The organism is Streptococcus sp. V913 (assembly GCF_054353455.1).
On sequence record NZ_JBTHHX010000001.1, the window covers coordinates 537,565 to 563,930 of the forward strand.

The following is a 26,366-nucleotide window of genomic DNA, read 5'->3' on the forward strand; positions in this document are numbered from 1 at the left end:
GATTTCATGATTGCTGAGCCAGCTAGGCCAACAGTTCCTTGATCAGTCAGGGTCACGAGAGAAATCGAATCTTACAATTTCTCACGCGCAGCTTTAGCTGCTTCGACAAGGCGGATCAAGCTTTCTTTTGTTTCTGGAATACCACGTGTTTTCAAACCACAGTCAGGGTTGATCCAAACTTTCTTGCTTGGTACTTTGGCAAGAATAGCATCGATTGTGTGGTCGATTTCGCCTTCGTTTGGCACACGAGGTGAGTGGATATCGTAAACCCCAGGTCCCACTTCTGTTTGGAAGTTTTTCGCTTTGAGTTCGTCCAAGATTTCAAGGTTTGAACGGCTTGCTTCAAAGGAAATAACGTCCGCATCCATGTTGTCGATAGCTGGGATGATATCTGTAAATTCTGAGTAACACATGTGAGTGTGGATCTGTGTATCTGGCGCTACTGTTGAGTGTACCAAGCGGAAGGCTGGAATAGCCCAGTCAAGGTAGTCTTCATACCAGTCGCTACGACGAAGTGGCAATTTCTCACGAAGAGCAGCCTCATCGATTTGGATAATCTTCACGCCTGCAGCTTCAAGGTCAAGAACTTCATCCTTAATAGCAAGAGCGATTTGAAGAGTAGAATCCTTGATAGAGATGTCTTCACGTGGGAATGACCAGTTAAGGATGGTAACCGGTCCAGTCAACATACCCTTAACAGGTTTGTCAGTACGGCTTTGTGCGTAGCTAGACCATTTCACAGTGATTGGGTTAAGACGAGTGACGTCACCCCAGATGATTGGTGGTTTCACCCCACGCATACCGTATGATTGTACCCAACCATTCTTAGAGAAGAGGTAACCTGACAAGTTTTGACCGAAGTACTCAACCATGTCGTTACGCTCGAACTCACCGTGTACAAGCACGTCAAATCCAACTTCTTCTTGCCATTTGATCCATTCGTCGATGGTTTCAGCAAGGAAAGCGTCGTATTCTTCTTGTGACAATTCACCCTTACGGTAAGCCAAACGTTTAGCACGAACTTCCTTAGTTTGAGGGAATGAACCGATGGTTGTTGTTGGAAGGGCTGGAAGTTTAAAGGCTTCTTCTTGGATAGCTTCACGTTCTGCAAAGGCTGGCAAACGAGTGTAGTCTGCGTCTGTCAATCCAGCGATACGCGCACGAAGTTCTGCATTTTCACCCACACGCTCAGTCGCAAAGAGTTCTTTGTTAGCTGTAAGAGCTTCTGCACCTTGACCATTGCGGATAGCATCCAAGTCACGAAGTTCTTCCAATTTTTCAACTGCAAAGGCAAAGTGGTTCAAGATAGCTGGTTCAAATTCTTCGTTAGCAGTTGTAAATGGCACATGAAGAAGTGAGCATGAGCTTGTCAATACGATGTTTTCAGCTGGAATTTGCTCAAGAACAGCCAAGCTCTTTTCGTAGTTGTTACGCCAGATGTTTTTACCATTGACGATACCTGCATAGAGAGTCTTGTCAGCTGGGAAACCACCTTTAACCAGTTCAAGAGTTTTCTTACCTTCAACAAAATCAAGACCGATGGCATCTACTGGCAATTTCACAAGGTCAGCGTAGACATCACGAACATCACCAAAGTAAGTTTGAAGCAAGACTTCAAGACCTTTTTTGTCAGCCAATAGTTTGTTGTAGAGGTTCAAGAAAAGAGCTTTTTCTTCAGCTGTCAAATCTTTGACAAGAGCCGCTTCGTCCAGTTGAATACGAGTCGCACCAAGTTCCGCCAATTTAGCAAAAACTTCTTGGTAAGCAGCCACTAAGCTGTCTACGAAGTCTTCTGCTTTCACGCCTTCTTCAAAGTCTGACAATTGAAGGAAAGTGAATGGTCCTACAAGGACTGGACGAGTGTTCAATCCAAGTTCTTTGGCTTCTTGGAACTCATCAAAGATCTTGTGACCAGCCAATTTTACTTGAGTGTCTTTTTCAAATTTAGGAACGATGTAGTGGTAGTTGGTGTTGAACCATTTCTTCATCGGAAGGGCACGCACGTCCCCTTTTTCACCTTGGTAACCACGCGCCAAAGCAAAGTAGCGCTCAAGATCAGACAAGTCCAAGTTTTGAACTGAAGCAGGTACCACGTTGAAAAGGAAAGCTGCATCTAGGAAGTTGTCATAGTGAGAAAAGTCATTTGATGGAATTTCAGTGATGCCTTTTTCTTTGACAATGTTCCAGTGTTTAGCACGCAAGTCTTTTGCTGCTGCCAAGAGTTCTTCTTCTGAGATTTCTTTTCTAAAGTATTTTTCAGTTGTAAATTTTAATTCGCGGAATTCGCCCAAACGAGGGAAACCGATGATCGTAGTTGACATGATGTGTCCTCCAAAATTTGTTGTTGAAACTATCTTAACAGAAAAGAAAGGGTCTGTATAATTGTAAATAATTAGGCTTTGATATAGTTTGAAACTATATCTCTCTTTTGAACAAAAGAAAAGGACTTGAGAACAACGTCTCAAATTCTTTGTATTACCAGATTTATAGCTGTGTTTTAGTTGGAATGCTCAAACGAGCTATTGACGATGCTTATAAGTGACTATGGCTTGCTATTAGAAAAGACTATAGGTTGGTTTTCTTTTGTAATTCTGATATTTCCCTGAAAAAGTGCGGACGGGAGCAAATTACTTCGTAATTTCATCCCTATCAACCTTTTTCCCGTTCAAGGGGAACGACTGCTAGTGTCTTTCCTAAACTGGCTAAGACTTTTAAGACCGTATCCAACTGAGGACTGGTCTTTCCTGTCTCCATCCTAGCTATAACAGGCTGGCTCACTCCACTGAGTTCTTCTAGTTTTTTCTGACTGATACCTTGCTCATGTCTAGCTTCTATCAACTCACTCATGATAGCTACTCGCATATCACTTTCAAGGATTTCCTCCTTGGTAAAGAGTTCTGTTCGGACATCCTTCCAATTACTTCCAATGGCACTATTCTTCATCACTTAACCCTCTTTCTTTTATGTCCTTCAGTTCACGCTTGGCTTTTTCAATTTCTCTCCTAGGAGTTTTCTGAGTCTTTTTGACAAAATGATGTAAGAGAACAAAACTCCCATCAAGCCAAGCCACAAATAATATCCTATCCCTCAGAGGTCTTAGTTCCCAAATCTCATCTTCTAAATGTTTGATATAGGGTTCACCAGTTCTAGTCCCATGCTGACTAAGCAACTCGATATAGTCGTTTAGTTTATTGAGTTTGATGCGACTATCCTTACTCTTCTTTCTAGCCAATTCTCTCAAATAATCTAAGACTGGCTCGTTTCCATTTTTGTCCTTATAGAAGTAAATCGTATGCACCAAGTAGCCTCTTTCTAATTCAATTATAACTCAAAAGTTATTAAAAGTAAATTCTAATACCCATAAAAAGAAGACCTTAGAATCATTCTAAAGGTCTCATCTTTATTATTCGAAAAAATTATGAGAATAGTTATAATGTGGAGCTAATCCTGACTCTTACTCCAACTCTATCCCCTTCTCTCGGAGATTATCCAGGCACTCCTCATAGTATTCTGCGTCATGCTCACTATAGATGGGATTGTCCAACTTCTCCTCAGACAAATTCTCATAAGGAGGGCAGATCTTACCACGGTAGTTCTTGTCCAACCATTCTGGACTCACCTTATAGCCTCGATTAGCCATCTCCTCCATGATCAAGCGATGATAGGCATAGAGACGATAGGGCGAGTGGGTAAAGACATAGTCAACCGTCGCATGCTTTCTGCCCCAGCCATTGCCACGCAGGGCGCAACACTCTCGATGTTGCCCCAAGAGCTGGGGACGGGGAAGTTGTGAAATCAAAGTCTCATGCCAAAGTCTCATGGGAGTCTCCTTTCAGTAAAGTCGAATGTTGCAAGTAGGTATTTGGATAGCGATCCAGCAAGTCTCGAGTCTTAGCAATCAAATCTTGCTTAGAAGCTTGACCAAAGCGGTAGCGATCCAGCAAGAGCATGTAGTCCTTGCGTTCAGCATCAGTCGCTTTCTTTTTGAAATAGCCCCATATATGCTGAAAGGCATTGCAAACCTGACCCCTGTGCTCTGGGATTTGACAGGCACGGTCAATCATCTCTTGAACCTGACTCACCTCCACCTGTTCATTCTTTAAGTATTGGCGAATCTCATTGTAAATATTGCTGGAATGGCTCAAAACGAGGTATTTGTTTCTAGCCCAGAGTTGTTGGCACTGGGATTTTTGGTTAGTTTGTTCCATGTTTCTCCTTGCTTTCTATCAGTTTCCAGGAAATATGGAAACAAAGTTGTATCCTAAAAATGAGCGGAATATGAGCGAATAAAGAGTGTTTTTTGTAGTTCCTGATTTTTATAATAAACCTTGTTTGACAATCCTTAAATACCTGAATATGTCTCTACCAACAACTGAATCTTACGTAAAACTTCTTGCTTTTTCCGTTCACGCGCTCCCTGTCTACGAGAAGTTGGTGGAATAATCGAATCCAAATCAGTCCCACTATTTTCAGCATAACCTCTTTGAATTGATTTGTCGATAAACAATTGATAGTCATCTACAAGCTTCTCAGCCTCAGCTAGGTCGTGAATCGCAATTTTCTTGCGCTCCTTGCCATATTCGTAGAAAGCATTGATAATCCCATCATGGTCTTTCAATTTTTGCAAATCGGTGTCATTGATAAATCCAATAACCAACTCTTCTTTGGCACGAATATCGATACTAGAACGAATCACACGACTAACTTCTGCTTTCATTACTTCTTTAGACTCAGAATTCTTAGATTTTTCAACAATCAATGCCAGAATATAGTCTAGGTTGATCTCATCTGTTTTTAAGAGTTCAATTTCAAATTCAACTTCTGAAAGGTCAACCTCTAAATCTTTGGTCTTTTCATAGTTTTTAAGATTCAAAAATTCATCTCGAATTTCCACATAGGCGCTTCTTAAATCCTGAAGATAACCTTCAGAAATAGGTTTGTCGATTTCTTGGAATTCGTCATAATTTCGAAGAACATTATCAAGTTTCAATAACTCACCAAATAACTTAACAAACTCTTTTTTATCGTGCTCTGTTTCAATCTCTTGCGGATTTGGGAATTTTTCCAGAATTTCCTGACAAACCGCAGTATAGCCTTTGACCTCAATACCTGTTACTTGGTCAACGAAACCATCCATGTATTCACTAAAGCTTTTTTCTAAGATGATTTCAAGCTTATTTGTGTCTCCAAAAGTCTTAATAGCTTCTTGCGTAGCCTTTTCTAAATCACGAAAACAAACAATATTTCCAAAAGGTTTAACCCTATTAAAAATTCGATTGGTTCTCGAGAATGCCTGAATCAATCCATGATAACGAAGATTCTTGTCAACAAATAGCGTATTCATAGTCGGAGCATCAAATCCCGTCAAGAACATACCCACTACAATCAGAAGATCCACTTCTTTAGACTTAACTCTCTTAGAAAGGTCGCGATAGTAATTTTGGAACTCCTTCCCATCAATTGAGAAGTTAGTCTTGAACATTCGATTATAGTCATCAATCGCTTTTTCCAGAAACTCTTTAGAAGATAGAGGCATAGTTGTATCTTGAGGTTCTAGCTCTTCGTCTTGAATTTCACCATAAGCTGACTGTTCTTCGTTTGGCGCAAAGCTAAAGATGGTTGCGATTTTCAATCGTTTAGCTTCTGGTAAAGTTGCTTGTTGCCGTTGGAGTTCTTCATAGTATAATTTTGCTGCTTCAATACTTTGTACAGCTAACATGGCATTAAATCCTTGCATCTTTTTTTGTTTATGAGTGTAATATTTACTCCGATGCGTCTTGTCATTATAAACTCTCAACAGGTACTCTGTAATGGTTGCTATCCGTTCTGGATGCAATAGGAGCTCCTTCTCCATCTTTTTGAGTTTCTTCTCATCAATCTCTTGACCAACTGCTTTTTCAGCTTCTCTATACTTGTTTATTTCAGGCTTGATATAGTTATAGTCGACTTTGAACTTCAACACTTTTTTATCTCGAATAGCATCTGTTATAACGTAGTTATGAAGTTGCTCTCCAAAAACCTCTTGTGTTGTTTCTCCTGTTAAGCTATTTTCCGGGAAAATCGGAGTACCTGTAAATCCAAATAAAGCATACTGTTTAAAAGCTTTTTTGATACGCTTTTGCGCCTTTCCAAACTGGGAGCGATGGCACTCGTCAAAAATCAAGACACATTTCTTACTGTAGATTTCATGATTTGGATTTGCTGTTATAAATTTATTTAACTTCTGAATAGTTGTGACAACGATTTTACCATCATTTTCTTCAATATTACGTTGGAGGTCTTTTGTATTGTTACTACCATTTACTGAATTTGGTTGGAATTTTTGATATTCCTTCATGGTTTGATAATCTAGGTCTTTTCTATCCACCACAAATATCACTTTATCAATATAGTCCAACTCTGTTGCTAAACGAGCGGTCTTAAAGCTGGTCAAAGTTTTCCCAGAACCCGTCGTATGCCAGATATAGCCACAAGCATTAATCGTACCGAAATTCTTCATTTCATTTGTGGAATGAATCTTGCGTATGATACTCTCAGTAGCTGCTATCTGATAAGGACGCATGATGAGTAAGGTATTATCAGCATCAAAAACACAATACTTGGTCAATACCTCCAAAAGGACTCGCTTACTTAAGAAAGTGACAGTAAAGTCCTCTAGGTCGTGGATTGTTTTATTCTTGCGGTCTGCCCATTCACAGGTGAACTCGTAATGATTTTTATTTTGTGCTGTTGTATTGGCAAAGTAGCGTGTATAAGTTCCATTGGAAATGACAAAAATCTGAGTGTATTTGTATAAAGAATTTGCGCTATTGAAACTTTCCTTACTATATCTATGGATTTGTTCGAAAGCTTGTTTGAGACTAACCCCTCGTCTCTTCAATTCAATCTGAACTAACGGAAGACCATTCACTAAAATAGTCACGTCATAACGGTTAGTGTGGCTACCCACTTGGGTCACTTGGTTGATGACCTGCATGCTGTTGTTATGAATGTTTTTCTTATCAAGGATAAAAATATTTTTAATTCGTCCATCATCAAAGACAAAATCATAGATATAATTCTCCTGGATTTTTCGAGTTTTTTCAACTAATCCTTCATTGGGACAATCCAGATACTCTACTACAAACCGATCCCACTCAGCGTTCGTAAAAGTCACCTTATTGAGTTTTTCTATTTGTGCCTTGGCATTTGCTAAGAGCTCTTCAGGTGTATGAATATTTAAGCGTTCATAGTTGAGATGATTCACCAAATCAGAAATTAACTGATTTTCTAAATCAGCCTCTGTCTGATATTCTCTATCCGTATGATACTCTGGTTGATACTCAGCCAAGAGAATCCCTTCATTTGTTTCCGCAATTACTTCATGTATTTTTGAATAGTCAACCATAGCATGCTTCCTTTTTTGTTTTAATTGAGATTCTATCTCAAAATGATTAAAGAATTTATCTAGTAAAGTTTAATAGTTGTTCCCGCCAGTAGTCATACTGTTTCTGTCTTAGTTCAATTTCCTTTGGAAGGCCTTCAGAAAGAGAGTCTGTTAAGGTGTTAAAATTGTCAAGAACGGTGACAATTTGAGATTGTGTTGATAAAGAAGGTAATATTATTTGAATTTTTGCAAGGTTTTTAGGATAAAGTTCAATCACTTTAGTTCCCAAGACTCTTTTTTTCTTCTGGTTTTGGAAATAGCTAGTTCTAAAAAAGTAGGCTAAATATTTACTATTTTGCTCTGTTCTAATTACACATGAGTGGCCGCCAATACAAACTTCATCTTTACCAAGCCAGACTAAAGCTTTTCCAACGTCCTCAATATTTTCAGATGTCGTCGCTACAATCAAATCACCATTTTTTGCCTTCTTAAGTTTTTGGGACAATTCAATATTAACAAATGATTTTGCAACCTCTGTTTCAATTCCATAGTATGTATATATCTGTCCGTAATGGATACAAGGAACGCCTGCGTCTTGAAAATCTTTTTTCTGAAGCCCATTCCCCCGAATAATGTCTCCTATAGCTCCCAATTCCACCCGAATTGGGCCAAATACCCACTGTAAAAGCTTGATAATAGCGGAGTTGTCCCACTCCTCTACTCTACTCTACTCTCAGTGTACTCGCCTTCGGCGACGAATGTCAAGAGTTTTTCTCTAAAATATTCATACTGTTTTTGGCGTAGTTCAATCTCCTTGGGAAGTCCGATATTTAAGTCGTTACAAACCGTATCAAAGTTGTCTAAAACTTGAACAATACGGGACTGTATTTCAAGAGATGGAACTGGGATTTTCAATGATTTAATCATACTCATATTTATATCCCCACGTGCTCCTTGTTTCAAACTCAATATCTGCCTATTTTGATTAACCAACCAATAATACAAATACTTATAATTTACTATTCTTTCATCAACACTAATACTACAACAATGTTGATTAGTTGTTAAAGGAATACTATTCATCGCAACTCTACCAGCAGTTGCTCCTGAAATTGCAATAATTATGCTATTTGGCAGTATCCATTTTAAACCAGTTTCTTCAACAGCTTTCTCAGTAACATATTTTTCTGTAGTTGTTATTGTATTAAATTTTACTTCATTTGTTCTAAGCCAAGGAATAGTACCTTTAAGATAATAATCTTCGCATGATTTTTTAGGCGTTACTCCAGTAACAATCTTAACAGAAATATCTTGAATAGTTTTCCACTCAACCCGATAAACTTCATCCTCAAAGGACAAAAGTTTATCTCGATAGAAAGAATATTGCTTTTTACGTGAGGTCAATTCTGAGGTCAATTCTGAGGTCAATTCTGTAACATAATCGGTAAATTTGTCAAGTATTTGCACTATTTTTTCTTGAATTTCTAGAGGAGGAATTGGAATTTTTATACTTTTTAGATTCTTTTGATTAAGCTTAGGAGGTGTCCCTCTAACAATATCAGAGACATCAGTTTGACTCAATACATAATACACATATTTCAATAAAGCACATCCTGGTACTTCACCTAAAATATGCGCATGATTGTTAACCCAAATTTTACCTATCACCCAGTGTAATATAGGTGAATTATCATTTTTTATTACACTTCCATCTTCTCCCATTAAAATAAAAGTGCCGTCAAAAATCCAATCTTTGACATAATCTTGAATTCCATTAGCTCCATAATAAGGAATATCACCCGGAATTCTTTGACTTTTTGTTATTGGGCGTCTTAAACTATCCAAAACCTCAACTACTTCCCCTAACTCTTTCCACTCAACGGGACAGTTCTGGATTTTTTCTAGGATGTTCATCACTTACCTCCTTCCTTGGCTAGATTTTCAATGCTTTTAATTTCTTTGAGGTAATCTTTTTCAACTTGACTGAGTGTCTTGGCTTGGTAGCTCTTATATTCCTTATCTACCTTCTGCTTCATCTGTTCACGAGAGATAGAACCACTATTGTCCAGCAAGTCTTCTCCAGTAGCCTGAAGAATACGATCTACGTGAGTCACCCAGTCAGCCATAGTCATGACCTCTTCTCGCTCCGCCTGCCTTTCAGCAAAGTCTAGATATCCTGATACAAGCTGACTAAGCCCACGAAGTTCCTTCTCTGTCAGATAGTTCTTGGCAACCTTTGCTTCAGACAGAGTAGGGAGGTCGCCCTTAAAAGTGGTCAAGCCCATAAACTCCTTTTCGCTATTGACACGGTTATAGATGAGTTCACTTGCAGTATTGTGGTGAATGGCATAATGCATCTTGTTTTGGACTGTCGCAAAGAATTTCTTTGCCTCTGGTGAGTTTGCATTGTAGTCACTTGATGTAGCAAAGAGATCTAAAACCTGACGATAAAAGACTTTTTCACTTGAGCGGATATCTCGGATTCTTTCAAGAAGTTCTTTAAAGTAAGAGCCACCACCAAAGTTTTTCAAGCGCTCATCATCCATAGCAAAGCCCTTAATCAGATACTCTTTCAAGACTGTCGAAGCATAATGTCTAAACTGGACTCCACGAGGGGAACGCACACGATAACCAATCGCCAAAATCATATCGAGATTATAGTAGGCTACTTTTTTTGACTGAGTTTTACCAGCTATTGCACCGTGACGAGTGGTTGTCAACTGATAGTTGACAACCACTGTTTCATCCAATTCACCATCTTCAAAGATGGCCTTGATATGTTTACTAATGTTTTGCTTGGAAGTCTGAAAAAGCTCAGCTAGTTCCTGTTGGGTCAACCAAACCGTTCCATTATCCAAGTGAAGTTCAATAGCAGACTCCCCGTCATCTGTTCTATAGAGAATCACATCATTTGCCATGGCTAAGTTCCTCTACAATCTTATCTATCTCTGCACGCAAGTGGTCAATCTTGGCAACAGTCTCAGCGATTTCTTTATTGAGCTCATCAATATCAATCTTCTCACGTGTATCTTCTTGTTCGACATAGGTTGAGACAGAAAGATTGTAGTCTTGTTCTGATCCAATCACATCATTATCAACAAGAGCTGCTTTATAGTCTACACTTTGATAATTAGTGAATAATTCAACGATATAATCGATATTACTATCTGTCAAGACATTATTATTGGTCTCTTTTTTGAATTCTTTACTCGCATCAATAAAGAGGGTTTTGTTTTCTAGTTTATTCTTCGCCAGAACTAAAATCGTAGTTGCGATAGAAGTGCCAAAGAAGAGATTATCTGGAAGGGCAATAACCGCTTCAACAAAGTTGTTATCTACCAGATACTGACGAATGGTCTTTTCAGCACCTCCACGATAGAAAATGCCTGGGAAGCAAACAATAGCTGCCCGACCTTTATTAGACAAGTGGTTGAGACTATGCATAATAAAGGCAAAGTCAGCTTTTGACTTGGGCGCTAGTTTCCCTGCAGGAGCAAAACGGTCATCATTTATCAGAGTTGGATCTCCATCTCCCACCCATTTGACAGAATACGGAGGGTTAGAAACGATAGCATCAAAAGGCTTTTCTTCCAGATGCTGAGGATTTAAAAGGGTATCTCCTCGCTTAATATCAAAGTTATTGTAGTTGATATTGTGCAAGAACATATTCATACGAGCCAAGTTATAGTTGGTCATATTGATTTCTTGACCAAAGAAACCATCCTCCAAGATATGGTCTTCGTATTGTTTTTTCATCTGAAGCAAGAGCGAACCCGAACCACATGTTGGGTCGTAAACCTTGTTAATTTTATCCTTACCAACCATTACCAAACGAGCCAATAATTTAGACACTGTCTGAGGTGTGAAAAATTCACCACCACTTTTACCAGCATTGCTCGCATAGTTGGAAATCAAGAATTCATAGGCATCTCCGAAGGCATCGATATCATTTTCCTCAAAGTTACCAAAGCTAATGCTATTGATACCATTGAGAATATCAGAAAGACGTTTATTTTTTTCTGGAACAGTTCCACCAAGGATATTGCTTCGTGTGTCCAAGTTATCAAATAAGCCTTTGATATCGTCTTCTGATTTGAAACCAATCGCTGACTTCTCAATATCTTGGAAAATATTGGCTAATTCTTCGTTTAGATTTTCATTTTGCGAGGCGTTCTTGACGACATTTTCAAATAATTGACTTGGAAGGATAAAGAACCCCTTATCCTCAACTGTCCCTGGTTTGAAATCTTGCTCAGCTTCTTGGTCACTTAAGTCAGCATAACGGAATTCTAAGTCCCCAGCCTCATGCTCCGCACGGTCAAAATAGTCTGCCATGTGCTCTGAAATAAAACGATAGAACAGAATTCCTAGGATATATTGTTTAAAATCCCAACCGTCTACAGCCCCACGCACATCGTCCGCAATCGCCCAAATTTTACGATGCAACTCCTTGCGTTCTGCATTTTCTTTACTTGCCATTTTTACTTTCCTTAATTAATGTATTATCTTTTCTATTTTATCATATTTCAAGAAAAACCACTCGACCTGACTAGAGCGAGTGGGCTATAAACTATTCTTAACTTTATTAAGGTAGTAGAACTTCTTTCATACCATCCTTATCATCACTCTTTATAAATACAACATTCCGTTTCCCTGTTAACTCTATCAGTTTTTCCTTACCAAGAATGATTGCAAGATTCTTTATAATCGAACGTTTAGCTGGCTCATCTAAATAAGTGAAAATAAATCGGTAGAGATACCCACCTTCCTCAGCTAACGCAAAACATTTTTGGAATATTTCTTTATCCAATGGATCTACTGAATGACCGAAAATAACAATATTTTTTGAAGTTTTTTTAGTATAGGGAACGCTTATTCCTCTACTCGGTATATTTATATTTTCGGTAAAATGGGTTACTTTAAAAAACTTCTCAAACTTATTCCCAGTTTCCTTAACAATTCGTTGATAGTATTTCTGGTAAGGAATTATAGCACTGTTGACATCATTTTCCTTATCCTCAATTCCAAAGACCATTGTATTGACCCGATTAAAAGTTCTATCTAAATCAATTCTACCATGTATAAAATGAGTTTTATCCTCAGAAGTTCCGTAGATATTACCTGATGTGTTAGTATAATTAAAGTTTAGTACATAGGAATTGGACAAATCTGATAATGCATCTAGAGCTGTTGGACGTGCTTCAATCGCTTGAACCTCAAAATCTAAATAATTTAAATACGACAGATAGATTTCTAATAGTTCAATTAATAAATCAAGTTTTTTAGTAAATAACTCATTAAGGTTCTCTATGAAAAGTTCTTTTTTATAATTATCCAATTCTTCATCTAGAATTTCATCTTCGAATACTTTTGCAACATAACGTTTTGCGGTGTAATTATTTGTATCTTCTAAAACATCATTAAAATAAGGGTAATAATCAGATCCAATACATTCAGATAATACTTTACTATTTTCTTTAAAAAACAGTATTGCATCTGCAAGTTGAGAAATCATGATTTCAAGGTTAGACCAATTTTCTCCAAGTTTATCCTTGTTATCATTAATAAATTTCAAATACAAATTATCTCTGTATTTCTCAATCCTTATATTTTTAACTTCTAGAAACTCTTGTAGTCTCTCATCAGGATTAGAAAATAATTGTTTTTCAAAGTCAATAAAATCTGTATACTTTGTTTTTCGCCCCATTGCAATATCAAAGCCATTACCTAAAATTAAAATTGTATCTGCCATATTTTCTCCCTTTGCTTTTTTATTTTCTAGAGGGGTATATTTTACCTCCCCTACTCCAACTGGCTTTTAACCTTCTTCTTAGTCAAGATACGGTCATTTTTGTTAGAAAGAGCTTTGATACGAGCTTCGAGAAGGATTTTCCGTCCGGTCTCTGTTCGTGTGTAGATCAGGTGATAGCGTCCGATAGTTGGCGTCAGAAAGTCAAGGAATTTCTGCGCTTCTTCCTTGCGCTTATCAAAAAGGCTTGGCACGGCATAGTAAGGTGACTGACCTTGTCGGACTTTCTCTGCCTTCAAGAGATAGCGCTGATTGTCCACTGGTGCAAAGAACTCTCCCACAGTCTGAGCAAACAATTCCTTATCTCTCATACTACCTCCCTTGAGATAGGCGAAAACCATATAGTTTTCCTTGTCCTCCTCTACCTGAACACGGGATTGATCGTCCGTTAGATGCCCCGAATCTAGCAGAGCCTTTCGGATCTGCTCACCCAAAGATTGCAAACGTTTATAGGGACTCTTATAGCAGAGGTAGCGCCAAGATGCAAAGGCCAAAAAGAGGAGACAAGCTGCTGTAAGCCACCAAACTCCAGTCAGTCTCATTCTAAACAACAAAACCAATAAATCCACTGCTAACAGCAGCAAAGACATGCGTACCCATTTTAATGCATCAAACTGGAGCATGATTGGAATTTTCTGTTTTTGAGTCGCAACTTCAGTGACAATCTCAAATTGATCTGCCACTACGAGAGAATCGTACCATTTTTTGCGCAAACCTGCTCGATCCTTGGATAACATCTTAATCCGTTCGTTATACTCTCTGATTTGCTTTTTCTTAAAAGGGGGCTTTGGAAAATCCAAACGATCCAAACCGGTCTCAATACTCTCCTGATTATAGGCCAGTCCAAGAAAATGTTCCATACGACGAGACAAGGTTTGCAGATCCTGATTGCTCTCTGGTCTTGACTCCTCACCAGGAAGAGTGATGAGCGCTTGCGCTTGAACGGCTACCAGATGCCAGATGTTACTGGTCTTTTCTGGATGTCCCGGCCAGATACGAATGGCACGCCCCCGCATCTGGTTACTCAGCATAAAGCTCCCCACAAAGCTTCCGAGGATTAGGGAATTAACACAAGGAGCATCCCAACCCTCTCCGAGGAGAGATTTGGTTCCGACTAGGACTTGAATCTGCCCTCGTTGAAAAAGTTCCGTCACCGCCGCTACAATACCCTTAGCAGTACTAGGGAATCCCACCAGCACATAATCCTCTTGGTCTAACTGACCAAGAGACGAAAAACTAAGATGAACCTGAGGCAAGAGTTCCTTCAACTCTGCTGCCACATTGGTGGGAAGAATAACGATACTCCCTGACAAGACAGCCAAAGATACAGCTATCTCTTGCTCCTGAGCTTTGCGACGAATGCTTTCAAAATAAGGGAGAACCCCCAACTGAGAAATGGTTGCCTGATTATCTCCCAGATAGGTGGCAAAATCCTTGCGAATATAATCCGCCAAGACGAGTTGTCGCAAATCTTGTCCCATACTCTTATACTCAGTCAGAAAAATATCTGCAATACCAGACAATTTCCCCAAAGACTGATTTAAAATCTTGTCCTTAGACTTGGACTTGACTAGAGAAACCTGTCGCTGTTCGATCAACCCCCGTGCTTTTAACTCCGATTCTAACTTTTCCCTAAATCCATTTGAATCCTCGTACCAATCTGGAGTTTGATAGAGAACGCTCTGCAACAACAGCTCGAGCCAGTAGGAGTTCACCTGAGGCAGACGTTTCGCCCCCAAAAGATTCTCTAAAGAGTCAGGAATGGTCAAGCCTTGAGAATGCATATAGATCAAAATAGCCGACAAGTACTTAGGGTCTTCTAATAGAACATCGGATGAAATATCTCCTTTGAGTACCTTCGAACCTGATACTAGAGCTTGAAAGTCAGGATTGACCAAAAGCTGATGGATATACTCCCACTTTCTATCTTCAAACTGCCTGAGGTGTTCTGACTCTTCAGCTGTTGGTGAACAGATATAAACAAAATCCTGATGAGGGCAGAGGGTGTCTTCCTTGACTAGTTCAGGTACCGTGATTTCTTGGTCAATTTCCCCACACATTCGGATATAGCGTTCCCAGAGTTCAGGTTCGCTGTCATAAGGTGGTGTCGCTGTCAGGGAGATGACTTGCAACTGTCCATACTGCTTGCGAAAGACTTCCAGACTTTTCCACCATTCATTGCGCAGGTGGTGGCATTCGTCCAAGCAAAGAGTAGCAACTTTCTGAGCTCTTAGACTTGCAAGCAAATCAAACCCCACAAAATCCTCTGCTTCTCCATCTTCTTGTGATTGCAATTGGTTCATGGCGCTATGAAAAGCCTGATATGTCACAATCGTTAATGCCTTCATCTCCTTTAAGTTTTGGGAAACGAGATCTGAAATCTTCTGTTCGTTCTCTAAAAAGGCTGTTTGGATCCTATCTACCCATTGTTCACGAATGGTGACAGTTGGAACCAAGACAAGGGCTGGGTTGCCAAAACGAGCGATCAGCTCGATACCAATGGTGGTCTTGCCGGACCCTGGTGCCGCCACTAGGTGAACATGGCCATCTGTTTGATAGTTCTGAAAACGATCTAAGACTTCCTTTTGGTACTTTCTCCATCTTCCTTTAAATTTTAAATCTAACATTTCTTTCACCATTATATCTCTTGACTTACTCCTTTAATTGTACCACACTTATATAAAAAGCAAGATAAGGAATCAAATTAGTCTTTATAAGAAAAATATGGTATAGTAGAACCATACTATCTATGAGGAGTTTACATGTCACAGGATAAGCAAATGAAAGCTGTTTCTCCCCTTCTACAGCAAGTCATCAATATCTCATCTATCGTCGGGGGAGTCGGCACCTTGATTTTCTGTATTTGGGCCTATCAGGCGGGTGTTTTACAATCAAAGGAAACCCTATCGGCCTTTATCCAGCAAGCTGGGGTTTGGGGGCCACCACTCTTTATCTTTTTACAGATCCTACAAACCGTCGTTCCGATCATTCCGGGAGCTTTGACCTCAGTGGCTGGGGTCTTTATTTACGGCCACATCATCGGAACCATCTACAACTATATCGGCATCGTGATTGGCTGTGCCATTATCTTTTACCTGGTACGCCTCTACGGAGCTGCCTTTGTCCAGTCCGTCGTCAGCAAGCGCACCTATGACAAATATATCGGCTGGCTCGATAAGGGCAATCGCTTTGAGCGTTTCTTTATCTTTATGATGATCTGGCCAGTTAGCCCAGCTGACTTTCTCTGCATGCTGGCAGCACTGACCAAGATGACCTTTAAGCGCTATATGATCATCATCATTTTGACCAAGCCTTTTACGCTAGTGGTTTATACCTATGGTTTGACCTATATTATTGATTTCTTCTGGCAGATGTTTTGAGAATAGAAAAATCCGTTTGGTTGCCCAAACGGATGCTTTTTTTATTTTGCGACGCTTTTAGCGAGAACAAAGTTCCCAAGTGTTGCGGAACCATTTCCTGCGACTGCTGGAGTAACAATGTAGTCACGCACGTCTGGTACTGGTAGGTAGCCGTTGAGGAGGGCTGTGAATTTCTCACGCACACGGTCCAGCATGTGTTGTTGGGCCATAACCCCACCACCAAAGACGATGACGTCTGGACGGAACGTCACGGTAGCATTGACCGCAGCCTGAGCGATATAGTAGGCTTGAACATCCCAGACAGAGCTGTTGAGTTCGATGTTTTCACCACGAATACCTGTACGAGCTTCGAGGCTTGGACCAGCCGCAAAGCCTTCCAAACAGCCCTTGTGGAATGGACAAACGCCGTTAAATTCTTTCTCTACATCCATTGGGTGTTTAGCCACATAGTAGTGACCCATCTCAGGGTGACCTACACCACCGATAAACTCACCACGTTGGATAACACCTGCACCAATCCCTGTACCGATCGTGTAGTAGACCAAGTTTTCGATATGACCGCCAGCATTGTTACGGGCAACCACTTCACCATAAGCAGAGCTGTTTACGTCTGTAGTGAAATACATGGGTACGTTGAGGGCGCGACGGAGAGCACCAAGCAAGTCTACATTTGCCCAATGTGGTTTTGGAGTTGTTGTGATAAAGCCATAAGTTTTTGAGTTTTTGTCGATATCGATCGGACCAAATGATCCGACAGCAAGACCAGCAAGGTTATCGAATTTTGAAAAGAACTCAATGGTTTTATCGATGGTCTCGATAGGAGTTGTTGTAGGAAATTGTGTTTTTTCTACAATGTTAAAATTTTCATCTCCGACAGCACAGACAAACTTTGTACCGCCTGCTTCTAAGCTTCCGTATAATTTTGTCATGATAAACCTCTTATCTTTGTTTTCTCTATTATAGCACATTTTGAAAGTCTACATTTCTCTATATTTTAGATTTTCCTCTGTAAATCTTACCATTCAAGTAAAAACGAACAAACATGACATTTGTTCGTTTTCACTTTAGAAAGGATTGATTAGATTTTCACTTCAATAACGGCATCACCCTTAACAACTGAACCGCTTGCGACTGGTGTCACAGAAGCGTAGTCTGCTGTGTTGGTTACGATAACCATTGTTGTGTCGTCAAGACCTGCAGCAGCGATTTTGTTTGAGTCAAAGGTTCCAAGAACGTCACCTGCTTTGACTTTATCACCTTGGGCAACTTTTTTGTCAAATCCTTCGCCGTCCATAGACACTGTATCAATACCAACGTGGATAAGGATTTCAGCACCATTTTCAGTTTTCAAACCATAAGCATGTCCTGTTGCAAAGGCGATAGATACTTCTGCATCAGCTGGCGCATAAACTACACCTTGACTAGGTTTGACAGCAATCCCTTGTCCCATAGCTCCACTTGAGAAAACTGGATCATTCACGTCAGCAAGTGCAACAACTTCCCCAACAATTGGAGTAAGGATTGTTTCATTTTGAAGAGTATCAAACTCTTCCACTACTGGTGCTTCTACTGTAGTTTCAGTAACTGTTTCTGCAGTTGCTGCTGCAGCCTCATCAGCAAAGACACCTGCCGCTTTTGTTTTACCATAGAAATAAGTTAAAGCAAAGGCTGCAACAAATGAAATCACTTCTGCAACTACATACATAGGGATTGAACCTGCTTTAATAGATAGGAATCCGATAAATCCAGCTGCTCCCAAAGAAACTGCAATGACATGGGTCAAACCTGCCACAAAGGCACCAACTGCTGAACCAGCAAGAGCACAGAAGAATGGGAATTTATATTTCAAGTTCACCCCAAATAGGGCAGGCTCAGTAATCCCAAGGAAAGCAGAGACAGCCGCAGAACTTGACAATCCTTTAGTTTTAGCATTTTTAGTCAAGAAGTAGATTGCGAGAGTGGCTGCACCTTGCGCCACGTTTGCCATTGAAGCAACAACAAAGATGTAGTCACCAAATCCAGTACCGTTATTATTGTATGCCGATAATAACTGAGTCTCAATAGCAGGGAATGATTGGTGAAGCCCCGTCATAACAATCAATGAGTATGTACCACCAAAGAGCCCCATACCAAATGCACCTGTAGTATTGTATAGCCATACAATAACATTAGTAATCGCATCAGAAACCACCAACATCACAGGACCAATAACTGTAAAAGTTAGGAATCCTGTAATCATAACTGATAAAAGCGGAGTAAAGGTGAAGTCAACCGCAGAAGGCAATTTCTTGTGGAAGAATTTTTCTAAAGTTGCCAACAACCAGACAGCTACAAGGACTGGGATTACTTGATAAGCATAGTTTGTTTGTGTAACATGGAAACCTAAAATATCCCAAAAAGCTTCTTTACCACCCAAATCTGGTGTGGTCATAATCATACCGATAGCCGCACCAAGAAATTGGTTTGCCCCAAAACGTTTAGCTGCTGAAATCCCTACTAAAACAGGTAAGAACATAAATGGGGCAGCAGACATCAATTGAATCATCGCTGAGATCCCTTTGATAGCAGGGTACATGTCTTCAATAGATTGAGGTCCAAATAAGTCTGGTGATGTCAAGAAGTTACGTAATGCCATCAAAAGACCACCCGCAACCAATGCAGGAATGATTGGAACAAAGATGTCTGACAAAAGCTTAATCAAATCCATCAATGGATTAAATTTTTTGTCTTTATTCGCAATCTCTTTTAAGTCATCTGTGGAAACTTCTTTCAAACCTGTTTTTTTGATGATTTCTGCATATACAAAGTTAACGTCTCCGGGACCAATAATAATTTGGTATTGTCCGTTTGTGCTAAAAGTCCCCTTCACATCCGCATTATTATCTAGAGCTGCTTGGTTCACTTTCGTTTCATCTTTTAACACCAGACGAAGGCGAGTCGCACAATGTGCTGCAGCTACAAGATTCTCTTTGCCGACAGCCTCAATGACCTCGGCAGCAACTTTACTATAATCCATAGCAAAAATCTCCTTATAAAAACTTTGTTCTTGTTTGAAAGCGATTTTATTCGCTCTACGACTATTATTTTATCATGTTTCTGAAATATGTCAAGCGTTTTGCAGGATTTTTTATTTCCTTTCTTTTGCTCCTGATTATTCTTGCTCATTTTTGAGGGATATTTTCTTTTTCCTCAAAAAAATATCTTTATATTTGAGGGATCAAGGCTTTTGTTTACATTTTCTTTCATTTTTTCGTGAAAATTTGCCAGATTCCCTTTGTTTGATTTCTGGTAATCGTTTGACATATTTTTCTTTTTTTTAACATAAAAGACTTGCTTTTTTTGCCGAAAACGTTTACTATTAATAATAGAATAGAACTTATGGAGGAAAGATAAAATGGAATGGACAACTGAGCGTCGTTATAGACCCTATGAAGATTGGACGCAAGAAGAAATTCAACATATAAAGGAAAAGATGGCACAATCTCCATGGCATACTCATTACCATGTTGAGCCAAAAACAGGACTTCTCAACGACCCAAATGGCTTTTCTTACTTTGATGGCAAGTGGATCCTCTTTTACCAAAACTTCCCCTTTGGTGCAGCCCACGGTTTGAAATCTTGGGCACAGCTAGAAAGTGATGATTTAGTGCACTTCACAGAAACTGGAGTCAAAGTTTTGCCTGATACTCCATTAGATAGCCACGGTGCCTACTCTGGTTCTGCCATGCAATTTGGCGATAACTTGTTCTTGTTTTATACAGGAAATGTCCGTGATGAAAACTGGATTCGTCACCCATACCAGATTGGTGCTTTGATGGATAAAGATGGGAAGATTACGAAAATTGACAAAATCTTGATTGGCCAACCATCTGACTCTACTGACCACTTCCGCGACCCGCAAATTTTTAACTTCAAGGGTCAATACTATGCTATCGTCGGTGGACAGGATTTGGAGAAAAAAGGCTTCGTCCGTCTCTACAAGGCTGTTGACAACGACTACACAAACTGGCAAGCAGTTGGCGACCTTGACTTCGCTAACGATCGCACTGCCTACATGATGGAATGCCCAAATCTGGTCTTTGTAGGGGAGCAACCTGTCCTTCTCTACTGTCCACAAGGATTGGATAAAAAAGTTCTAGACTACGATAATATCTTTCCAAATATGTACAAAATTGGGGCTTCCTTTGATCCTGAAAATGCTAAAATGGTAGATGTGTCTCAACTTCATAATCTAGACTATGGTTTCGAAGCCTATGCAACTCAAGCCTTCAATGCTCCTGATGGACGTGCACTAGCAGTAAGTTGGCTTGGTTTGCCAGATGTAGCCTACCCATCTGATCGATTTGATTATCAGGGTGCCCTCTCACTGGTTAAGGAACTGACCATCAAAGATGGGAAACTCTACCAATACCCTATCGCAGCTATCAAGGACCTCCGTGCTTCTGAAGAGGTCTTCTCAAATCGTACTCAAACCAACAACACCTATGAACTGGAGCTCAACTTGGAGTCCAATAGCCAGAGCGAGATTGTCTTACTTGCTGATAAAGAAGGCAAGGGACTTTCCATCAACTTTGACCTTGCCAATGGACAGGTGACAGTGGATCGTAGTCAGGCTGGTGAACAGTACGCTCAAGAATTTGGGACGACTCGTTCTTGCCCTATCGATAATCAGGCTACTACTGCTACTATCTTCATCGACAAGTCAGTCTTTGAAATTTTCATCAATAAAGGAGAAAAAGTATTTTCTGGTCGTGTCTTCCCACATGCGGAGCAAAATGGGATCCTCATCAAGTCTGGAAACCCAACTGGAACTTACTATGAATTAGATTATGGTCGCAAAACTAACTGATGTCGCAAAACTTGCAGGCGTCAGCCCTACTACCGTCTCACGGGTCATCAATAAAAAGGGGTATCTATCTGAGAAAACCATTCAAAAGGTTAATGAAGCCATGCGAGAACTAGGCTACAAGCCCAACAATCTGGCTCGAAGTCTCCAAGGAAAATCTGCCAAGTTGATTGGACTCATTTTCCCAAACATCAGTCATGTCTTTTATGCGGAGTTGATTGACAAGTTGGAACACCAACTCTTCAAAAATGGCTACAAGACCATCATCTGTAACAGCGAACATGACTCTGAAAAAGAACGGGAGTACATTGAAATGCTGGAGGCCAATCAGGTAGACGGTATCATTTCTGGAAGTCACAACTTGGGAATTGAAGACTACAATCGTGTGACGGCACCGATCATTTCCTTTGACCGAAATCTATCACCAGACATCCCTGTCGTTTCCTCTGATAACTACGGTGGCGGGGTCCTCGCAGCCCAAACTCTGGTCAAGACAGGCGCCCAGTCTATCATTATGATTACAGGGAATGACAACTCTAATTCACCAACTGGACTACGCCATGCTGGCTTTGCCTCTGTTCTCCCAAAAGCTCCTATTATCAATGTTTCGAGTGACTTTTCTCCCGTCAGAAAAGAAATGGAAATCAAGAATATCTTGACCCATCAGAAACCAGATGCGATTTTTGCTTCGGATGATTTGACAGCTATTCTGGTGATCAAAATCGCTCAGGAGCTGGGAATTTCTGTTCCTGAAGAGCTCAAGGTCATCGGCTATGATGGGACCTACTTTATCGAGAACTACTATCCTCATTTGACAACGATTAAGCAACCTATGAAAGAGATTGCCCAACTCACTGTTGATCTCCTCTTGCAGAAGATTGAAGGTAAGGAAGTCGCGACAACTGGTTATTTCTTACCAGTCACCCTATTACCAGGAAAAAGTATTTAATACTCTTCGCAAATCTCTTCAAACCGCGTCAGCGTCACCTTACCGTAGATATATGTAACTGACTTCGTCAGTCTTATCTACAACCTCAAAGCAGTGCTTTGAGCAGCCTGCAGCTAGCTTCCTAGTTTTCTTTTTGATTTTCATTGACTATAAGCACAAGAAAACTCAGACTGATTTGTCTGAGTTTTTTATGATCTTAAGTTTTCGAGATAACGCTGGGCTGTCTCTAAGTTAAAGGTTTTATCTGCGATGAGGCGCTCAACGAGGGGAGCAACTTCGGACTCACTAGCACCTGCTAGGAGAGCTAAGGATTTGGCCTGCAATTTCATGTGGCCTTGCTGGATGCCCGTACTTACCAAGGCTTTGAGGGCCGCAAAGTTTTGGGCGAGACCGATAGACACGATAATCTGAGCTAATTCTTTGGCAGAAGGATTTCCCAGTAGTTCATGACTGAGGGCTACACGCGGGTTGAGACCGATTGAGCCACCCTTGGTCGCTACCGGCATGGGTAGGGTCATCTCACCGACCAATTCTTCTCTTTCCATGTCCAGTGTCCATTGACTAAGACCTTGATAGCGTCCATCTCGACTGGCAAAGGCATGGGCCCCAGCTTCGATGGCACGCCAGTCATTACCAGTGGCAATCAAAATGGCATCAATACCATTAAAAATCCCTTTATTGTGAGTAGCTGCTCGGTAGGGATCAGCCTGTGCAAACTGGCTAGCCAAAGCTATTTTCTCCGCAATTTCTCGTCCTTGATCCCTTTGAGGGTTCAAATGGCGAAAGGCGATACGACAGCTTGCAGTCACCAGAGAATCGGTCGCGTAGTTGGACAAAATTCCCATAAGACTCTGTCCCTGACTGAGTTCTTCTAAGACTGGTTTTAAGGCTTCCAGCATGGTGTTAAGCATATTGGCTCCCATGGCTTCCTGAGTATCGACATGGAGATAGACGACGAGAAAGTCTGTTTCACCTTTGATCTGCTCTACATGCAAATCACGCGCCCCACCACCACGTTTGACGATGGAGGGATAGGCTTGATTGGCAAGTTCTAAGAGCTCTGCCTTCTTGCTGGCAATCTTCTCTTGCGCTAGATCTGGATTAGCAACTTGATAAAGGGCTACCTGACCAATCATCTGGCGCTCATGTACTTGAGCAGTAAAGCCACCTGCTCGCTTGATGATTTTACTTGCATAGCTGGCCGCAGCAACCACTGAGGGTTCTTCTGTCACATAGGGAACTGTGTAGTCCTGACCGTTCACCAAAAGCTCTGGAATAATCGAATAAGGCAGAGAAAAAGTTCCCACTACATTCTCACTCAGCTGATCTGCAACTGCCAAGCTGACTTGTTCATCCTGCTCCAGACTGGTTTGCTTTTCAGGACTAAGGAGCGCCTGAGCTTTCAGTAACTCAAGGCGCTCATGGTATGACTTTTTAGAAAATCCATTCCAACTTCTCTTCATTATTTTTCAACCTTGCTATAACGACGTTGGTGGTCGAGAATTTCAACCAAGGCATAGTCTTGATTTTCAAAACCTGCAAACTGGGCTGAACCAGATTCATCCAACTCTACCTCTTCGAAGAAGACTTTTTCATAGTCTGCAACAGACAATGCTGTACGTTGCTTGAGTTTGCTCAAGCGATCCTTATCAAGGTAAGTTTCATAACCTTCTACCAGTTCTCCACTAAAGAACTCTGAAACCGCTCCACTTCCGTAACTGTAGAGGACAATTTTATCTCCAGCCTTCAAATTTTCTGCATTTTCCAAAAGGGAGAGAAGCCCAAGGAAGAGGGAACCTGTGTAGATATTCCCAATCATCTGACTGTAGAGAATGGACTTATCAAAGTTTTCTTGCAGACTATCCTTTTTTTCCTGAGACAAAGTCTTATCCATCATCTTGCGCAAGCCTTTTAGGGCTAATTTGGGATAAGGCAAGTGGAAGCAGATGGCCGCAAAATCATTCATAGTCCAATCAAAACGTTTCTTGTATTCATCCCAAGTCGTCGTAAGACTGTCAAGATATTGCTGAGTTGAGTACAAACCGTTTACATAAGGAGTGGTTGAATAGTTTGGGCGCCAGAAATCCATAATATCACGCGTTTGGGCAACATTATCATTGTTAAAGGCCATGGTACGCGGATTTTGCGTAATCAACATCGCCACACTCCCAGCTCCCTGAGTTGGTTCACCTGGAGTCGCTACACCATACTTGGCAATATCGCTGGCGATGACCAAAACCTTGGACTTTGGAGAATTTTCCACATGCAACTTGGCATAATGGAGGGCAGCTGTTGCTCCGTAACAGGCTTCTTTGATTTCAAAACTGCGAGCAAACGGCTGGATACCTAATAGACCGTGAACAAAGACCGCTGCTGCCTTACTCTGGTCAATTCCTGACTCGGTCGCCACGATGACCATATCGATTTCTTCTTTTTCTTTATCTGTGAGGATAGAGTTGCTTGCACTGGCAGCTAAGGTGACAACATCCTCAGTCAATGGTGCAATGCTAATTTCGTTTAACAAGAGTCCCTTGCTAAATTTTTCGGGGTCAACTCCCCTTGCCTCTGCTAGGTCTTGTAATTTCAAGACATATTGACTGGTCGCAAAACCAATCTTATCAATACCGATTGTCATATTTACCTCTGTTTTTTCATTCATTGTAAAAAATCGTTCTATTCTATTTTATCACAAATAGGAACAAATGAGAGAAAAAAGACTTGATTCAACAAATCAAGTCTTTGCTTTGACAGCATTAGGAGGATATGCCTCGCTGTTTTCGGATATAGTAATAAAGTTTCAGAATCACTGTTCCACTTGCCATCCCGATAGAAATGACCAGAGCCAACATAACTACTAGTGTTGCACTGGTAAGGGCATGACTGTAATCGCCTGTCACAAAGAAGGCTGTCGTTCGATAGGATAGATAACCGGGCACCAAGGGGGCAAGAATGGCCAAGACAAAGACCACTGCTGGCGTCTTATATACAATACTTAAAATTTGGCTGATACAAGAACCAACCACCGCTGCAATAAAGGTCGCAACAATAACATTGGTTGGTTCTTTGAGCACAAGGTAGAGGAGCCAGACACCCATTCCCAGAACACCACCAGGTAGGAGCATGGAACGCTGAACATTTAGTACGATTAGAAAGGTGATAATGGCGAGTAAACTCGCCACTGCTTGGAGTAAAATACTTGTTAGAGTCATCTTATGTCATCAAAACCAGGGCGACGGAGGTGCCGGCCCCTAAAGCGAGGGTAATGAGCAAGGATTCAAACATCTTGCTCATACCAGAGTTGATATGGTTGGTCATGATATCCCGAACTGCATTTGTCAGAGCAATCCCTGGAACAAAAGGCATGACGGCTCCCGCTATGATCAAGTCTGCCGTCGAAGGAAATCCTGTATAGCGGGCCCAGAACTGGGCAATCAATCCAAAAACAAAGGCACCCGCAAAGGCGGTTACAAAAGGAATGCGGACAAACTTCTCTACATAGAGAGAAAAAGCAAAACCAAGTAAAGTCGCAATGGCTGCACCAAAAGCATCATAGGTATTCCCCCCGAACATAATCGAGAAAAAAGGGGCACTGAGAGTTGCTGCAATAGTCACTTGGAACTTGGTATAAGGAAGAGCTTGATTTCTGATTTCCTTTAGCCTTTCAAAAGCCGTAGAGAGATCAATCTGCCCTCCGACAAGCTCCCGTGATACTTGGTTCACATCGCAGACTTTTTCGATGTTGTAGGAGGAAGAAGTTACTCGTTTCATACGAGAAATATTGGTATTCTCAATAGAAAAGAAAATAGCTGCTGGCATGGCAAGAACGTTGCAATCCACTATTCCCTGTGAATGAGCGATACGGATCATGGTGTCCTCCACCCGATAAATCTCCGAACCGCTTTTTAAGAGAATGGTTCCAGCTAGCATAATCACATCAATGACGGCATTCAACTCTCTCGATTCGTCCATTTTCTCCTCCTTTTCTGCTTCCTATATTTTATCACAAAAATCAATGA

At 40.8% G+C, this 26,366-nt stretch carries 21 protein-coding genes; 3 read left to right on the top strand and 18 right to left on the bottom strand.

Features of this window, described 5'->3' with window-relative positions:
* Window positions 1-71 precede the first annotated feature (71 nt).
* The 12 genes from metE to ACXYSL_RS02750 all read right to left on the bottom strand — a co-directional run bounded on the left by metE (window position 72) and on the right by ACXYSL_RS02750 (window position 15,802).
* On the bottom strand, window positions 72-2,321 hold the full coding sequence (gene metE / locus ACXYSL_RS02695; protein ID WP_458623888.1) for a 5-methyltetrahydropteroyltriglutamate--homocysteine S-methyltransferase: 2,250 nt from the start codon (window positions 2,319-2,321) through the stop codon (window positions 72-74).
* 328 nt (window positions 2,322-2,649) lie between these two features.
* Entirely contained in the window at window positions 2,650-2,943 is a 294-nt protein-coding gene (locus ACXYSL_RS02700) for a helix-turn-helix domain-containing protein (protein ID WP_458624012.1), read from the bottom strand.
* Window positions 2,933-3,298 carry a type II toxin-antitoxin system RelE/ParE family toxin gene (locus ACXYSL_RS02705; RefSeq protein WP_458623889.1) on the bottom strand — a complete coding sequence of 122 codons (366 nt, stop codon included), beginning with the start codon at window positions 3,296-3,298 and terminating at the stop codon, window positions 2,933-2,935. The genes ACXYSL_RS02700 and ACXYSL_RS02705 overlap by 11 nt, the downstream gene beginning before the upstream one ends.
* A gap of 156 nt (window positions 3,299-3,454) precedes the next feature.
* Entirely contained in the window at window positions 3,455-3,820 is a 366-nt protein-coding gene (locus ACXYSL_RS02710) for a TIGR02328 family protein (RefSeq protein ID WP_458623890.1), read from the bottom strand.
* Complete coding sequence (locus tag ACXYSL_RS02715) at window positions 3,804-4,208, bottom strand: YbgA family protein (protein ID WP_458623891.1); 405 nt, start codon at window positions 4,206-4,208, stop codon at window positions 3,804-3,806. Before ACXYSL_RS02715 ends, ACXYSL_RS02710 begins: the two co-directional genes overlap by 17 nt.
* Before the next feature lie 134 nt (window positions 4,209-4,342).
* Complete coding sequence (locus ACXYSL_RS02720) at window positions 4,343-7,387, bottom strand: type I restriction endonuclease subunit R (protein ID WP_458623892.1); 3,045 nt, start codon at window positions 7,385-7,387, stop codon at window positions 4,343-4,345.
* A gap of 55 nt (window positions 7,388-7,442) precedes the next feature.
* Window positions 7,443-8,024, bottom strand: a complete 582-nt coding sequence (locus tag ACXYSL_RS02725) for a restriction endonuclease subunit S (protein ID WP_458623893.1) — start codon at window positions 8,022-8,024, stop codon at window positions 7,443-7,445.
* Between the two features lie 59 nt (window positions 8,025-8,083).
* A complete protein-coding gene (locus ACXYSL_RS02730; protein WP_458623894.1) occupies window positions 8,084-9,280 on the bottom strand; it encodes a restriction endonuclease subunit S in 1,197 nt (398 codons plus the stop codon).
* Window positions 9,280-10,284 (bottom strand): virulence RhuM family protein, encoded by a 1,005-nt coding sequence (locus tag ACXYSL_RS02735; protein ID WP_458623895.1) that lies wholly within the window; start codon window positions 10,282-10,284, stop codon window positions 9,280-9,282. The genes ACXYSL_RS02730 and ACXYSL_RS02735 overlap by 1 nt, the downstream gene beginning before the upstream one ends.
* Window positions 10,274-11,845 carry a type I restriction-modification system subunit M gene (locus ACXYSL_RS02740; RefSeq protein WP_458623896.1) on the bottom strand — a complete coding sequence of 524 codons (1,572 nt, stop codon included), beginning with the start codon at window positions 11,843-11,845 and terminating at the stop codon, window positions 10,274-10,276. Before ACXYSL_RS02740 ends, ACXYSL_RS02735 begins: the two co-directional genes overlap by 11 nt.
* Before the next feature lie 106 nt (window positions 11,846-11,951).
* Window positions 11,952-13,118 carry an AbiH family protein gene (locus ACXYSL_RS02745; RefSeq protein WP_458623897.1) on the bottom strand — a complete coding sequence of 389 codons (1,167 nt, stop codon included), beginning with the start codon at window positions 13,116-13,118 and terminating at the stop codon, window positions 11,952-11,954.
* 50 nt (window positions 13,119-13,168) lie between these two features.
* A complete protein-coding gene (locus tag ACXYSL_RS02750; RefSeq protein WP_458623898.1) occupies window positions 13,169-15,802 on the bottom strand; it encodes a DEAD/DEAH box helicase family protein in 2,634 nt (877 codons plus the stop codon).
* Window positions 15,803-15,937: 135 nt separating this feature from the next.
* On the opposite strand from ACXYSL_RS02750, the gene ACXYSL_RS02755 reads away from it, so the two are divergent.
* Window positions 15,938-16,555, top strand: a complete 618-nt coding sequence (locus ACXYSL_RS02755; protein ID WP_000076176.1) for a TVP38/TMEM64 family protein — start codon at window positions 15,938-15,940, stop codon at window positions 16,553-16,555.
* 41 nt (window positions 16,556-16,596) lie between these two features.
* Here ACXYSL_RS02755 and scrK read toward each other — a convergent pair whose 3' ends face one another.
* Window positions 16,597-17,484: a fructokinase ScrK gene (gene scrK / locus ACXYSL_RS02760; RefSeq protein WP_458623899.1), complete on the bottom strand. Its 888-nt coding sequence runs from the start codon at window positions 17,482-17,484 to the stop codon at window positions 16,597-16,599.
* 149 nt (window positions 17,485-17,633) lie between these two features.
* Entirely contained in the window at window positions 17,634-19,571 is a 1,938-nt protein-coding gene (locus ACXYSL_RS02765) for a sucrose-specific PTS transporter subunit IIBC (protein WP_458623900.1), read from the bottom strand.
* Window positions 19,572-19,949: 378 nt separating this feature from the next.
* Between ACXYSL_RS02765 and ACXYSL_RS02770 the strand changes: the two genes are divergently transcribed.
* A complete protein-coding gene (locus ACXYSL_RS02770; RefSeq protein WP_458623901.1) occupies window positions 19,950-21,404 on the top strand; it encodes a sucrose-6-phosphate hydrolase in 1,455 nt (484 codons plus the stop codon).
* On the top strand, window positions 21,385-22,350 hold the full coding sequence (locus ACXYSL_RS02775; RefSeq protein ID WP_000225991.1) for a LacI family DNA-binding transcriptional regulator: 966 nt from the start codon (window positions 21,385-21,387) through the stop codon (window positions 22,348-22,350). The genes ACXYSL_RS02770 and ACXYSL_RS02775 overlap by 20 nt, the downstream gene beginning before the upstream one ends.
* Before the next feature lie 188 nt (window positions 22,351-22,538).
* Here the strand turns inward: ACXYSL_RS02775 and ACXYSL_RS02780 are convergent, their stop codons facing one another.
* The 4 genes from ACXYSL_RS02780 to ACXYSL_RS02795 all read right to left on the bottom strand — a co-directional run bounded on the left by ACXYSL_RS02780 (window position 22,539) and on the right by ACXYSL_RS02795 (window position 26,319).
* Window positions 22,539-23,813, bottom strand: a complete 1,275-nt coding sequence (locus ACXYSL_RS02780) for a hydroxymethylglutaryl-CoA reductase, degradative (RefSeq protein ID WP_458623902.1) — start codon at window positions 23,811-23,813, stop codon at window positions 22,539-22,541.
* Entirely contained in the window at window positions 23,813-24,985 is a 1,173-nt protein-coding gene (locus tag ACXYSL_RS02785; protein ID WP_458624013.1) for a hydroxymethylglutaryl-CoA synthase, read from the bottom strand. The genes ACXYSL_RS02780 and ACXYSL_RS02785 overlap by 1 nt, the downstream gene beginning before the upstream one ends.
* 118 nt (window positions 24,986-25,103) lie before the next feature.
* Window positions 25,104-25,559, bottom strand: a complete 456-nt coding sequence (locus tag ACXYSL_RS02790) for a threonine/serine exporter family protein (RefSeq protein ID WP_000176910.1) — start codon at window positions 25,557-25,559, stop codon at window positions 25,104-25,106.
* A gap of 1 nt (window position 25,560) precedes the next feature.
* The gene (locus tag ACXYSL_RS02795; protein ID WP_000344546.1) at window positions 25,561-26,319 is read right to left on the bottom strand and encodes a threonine/serine exporter family protein; all 759 of its coding nucleotides are present in this window, start codon (window positions 26,317-26,319) and stop codon (window positions 25,561-25,563) included.
* Between the last annotated feature and the right edge of the window lie 47 nt (window positions 26,320-26,366).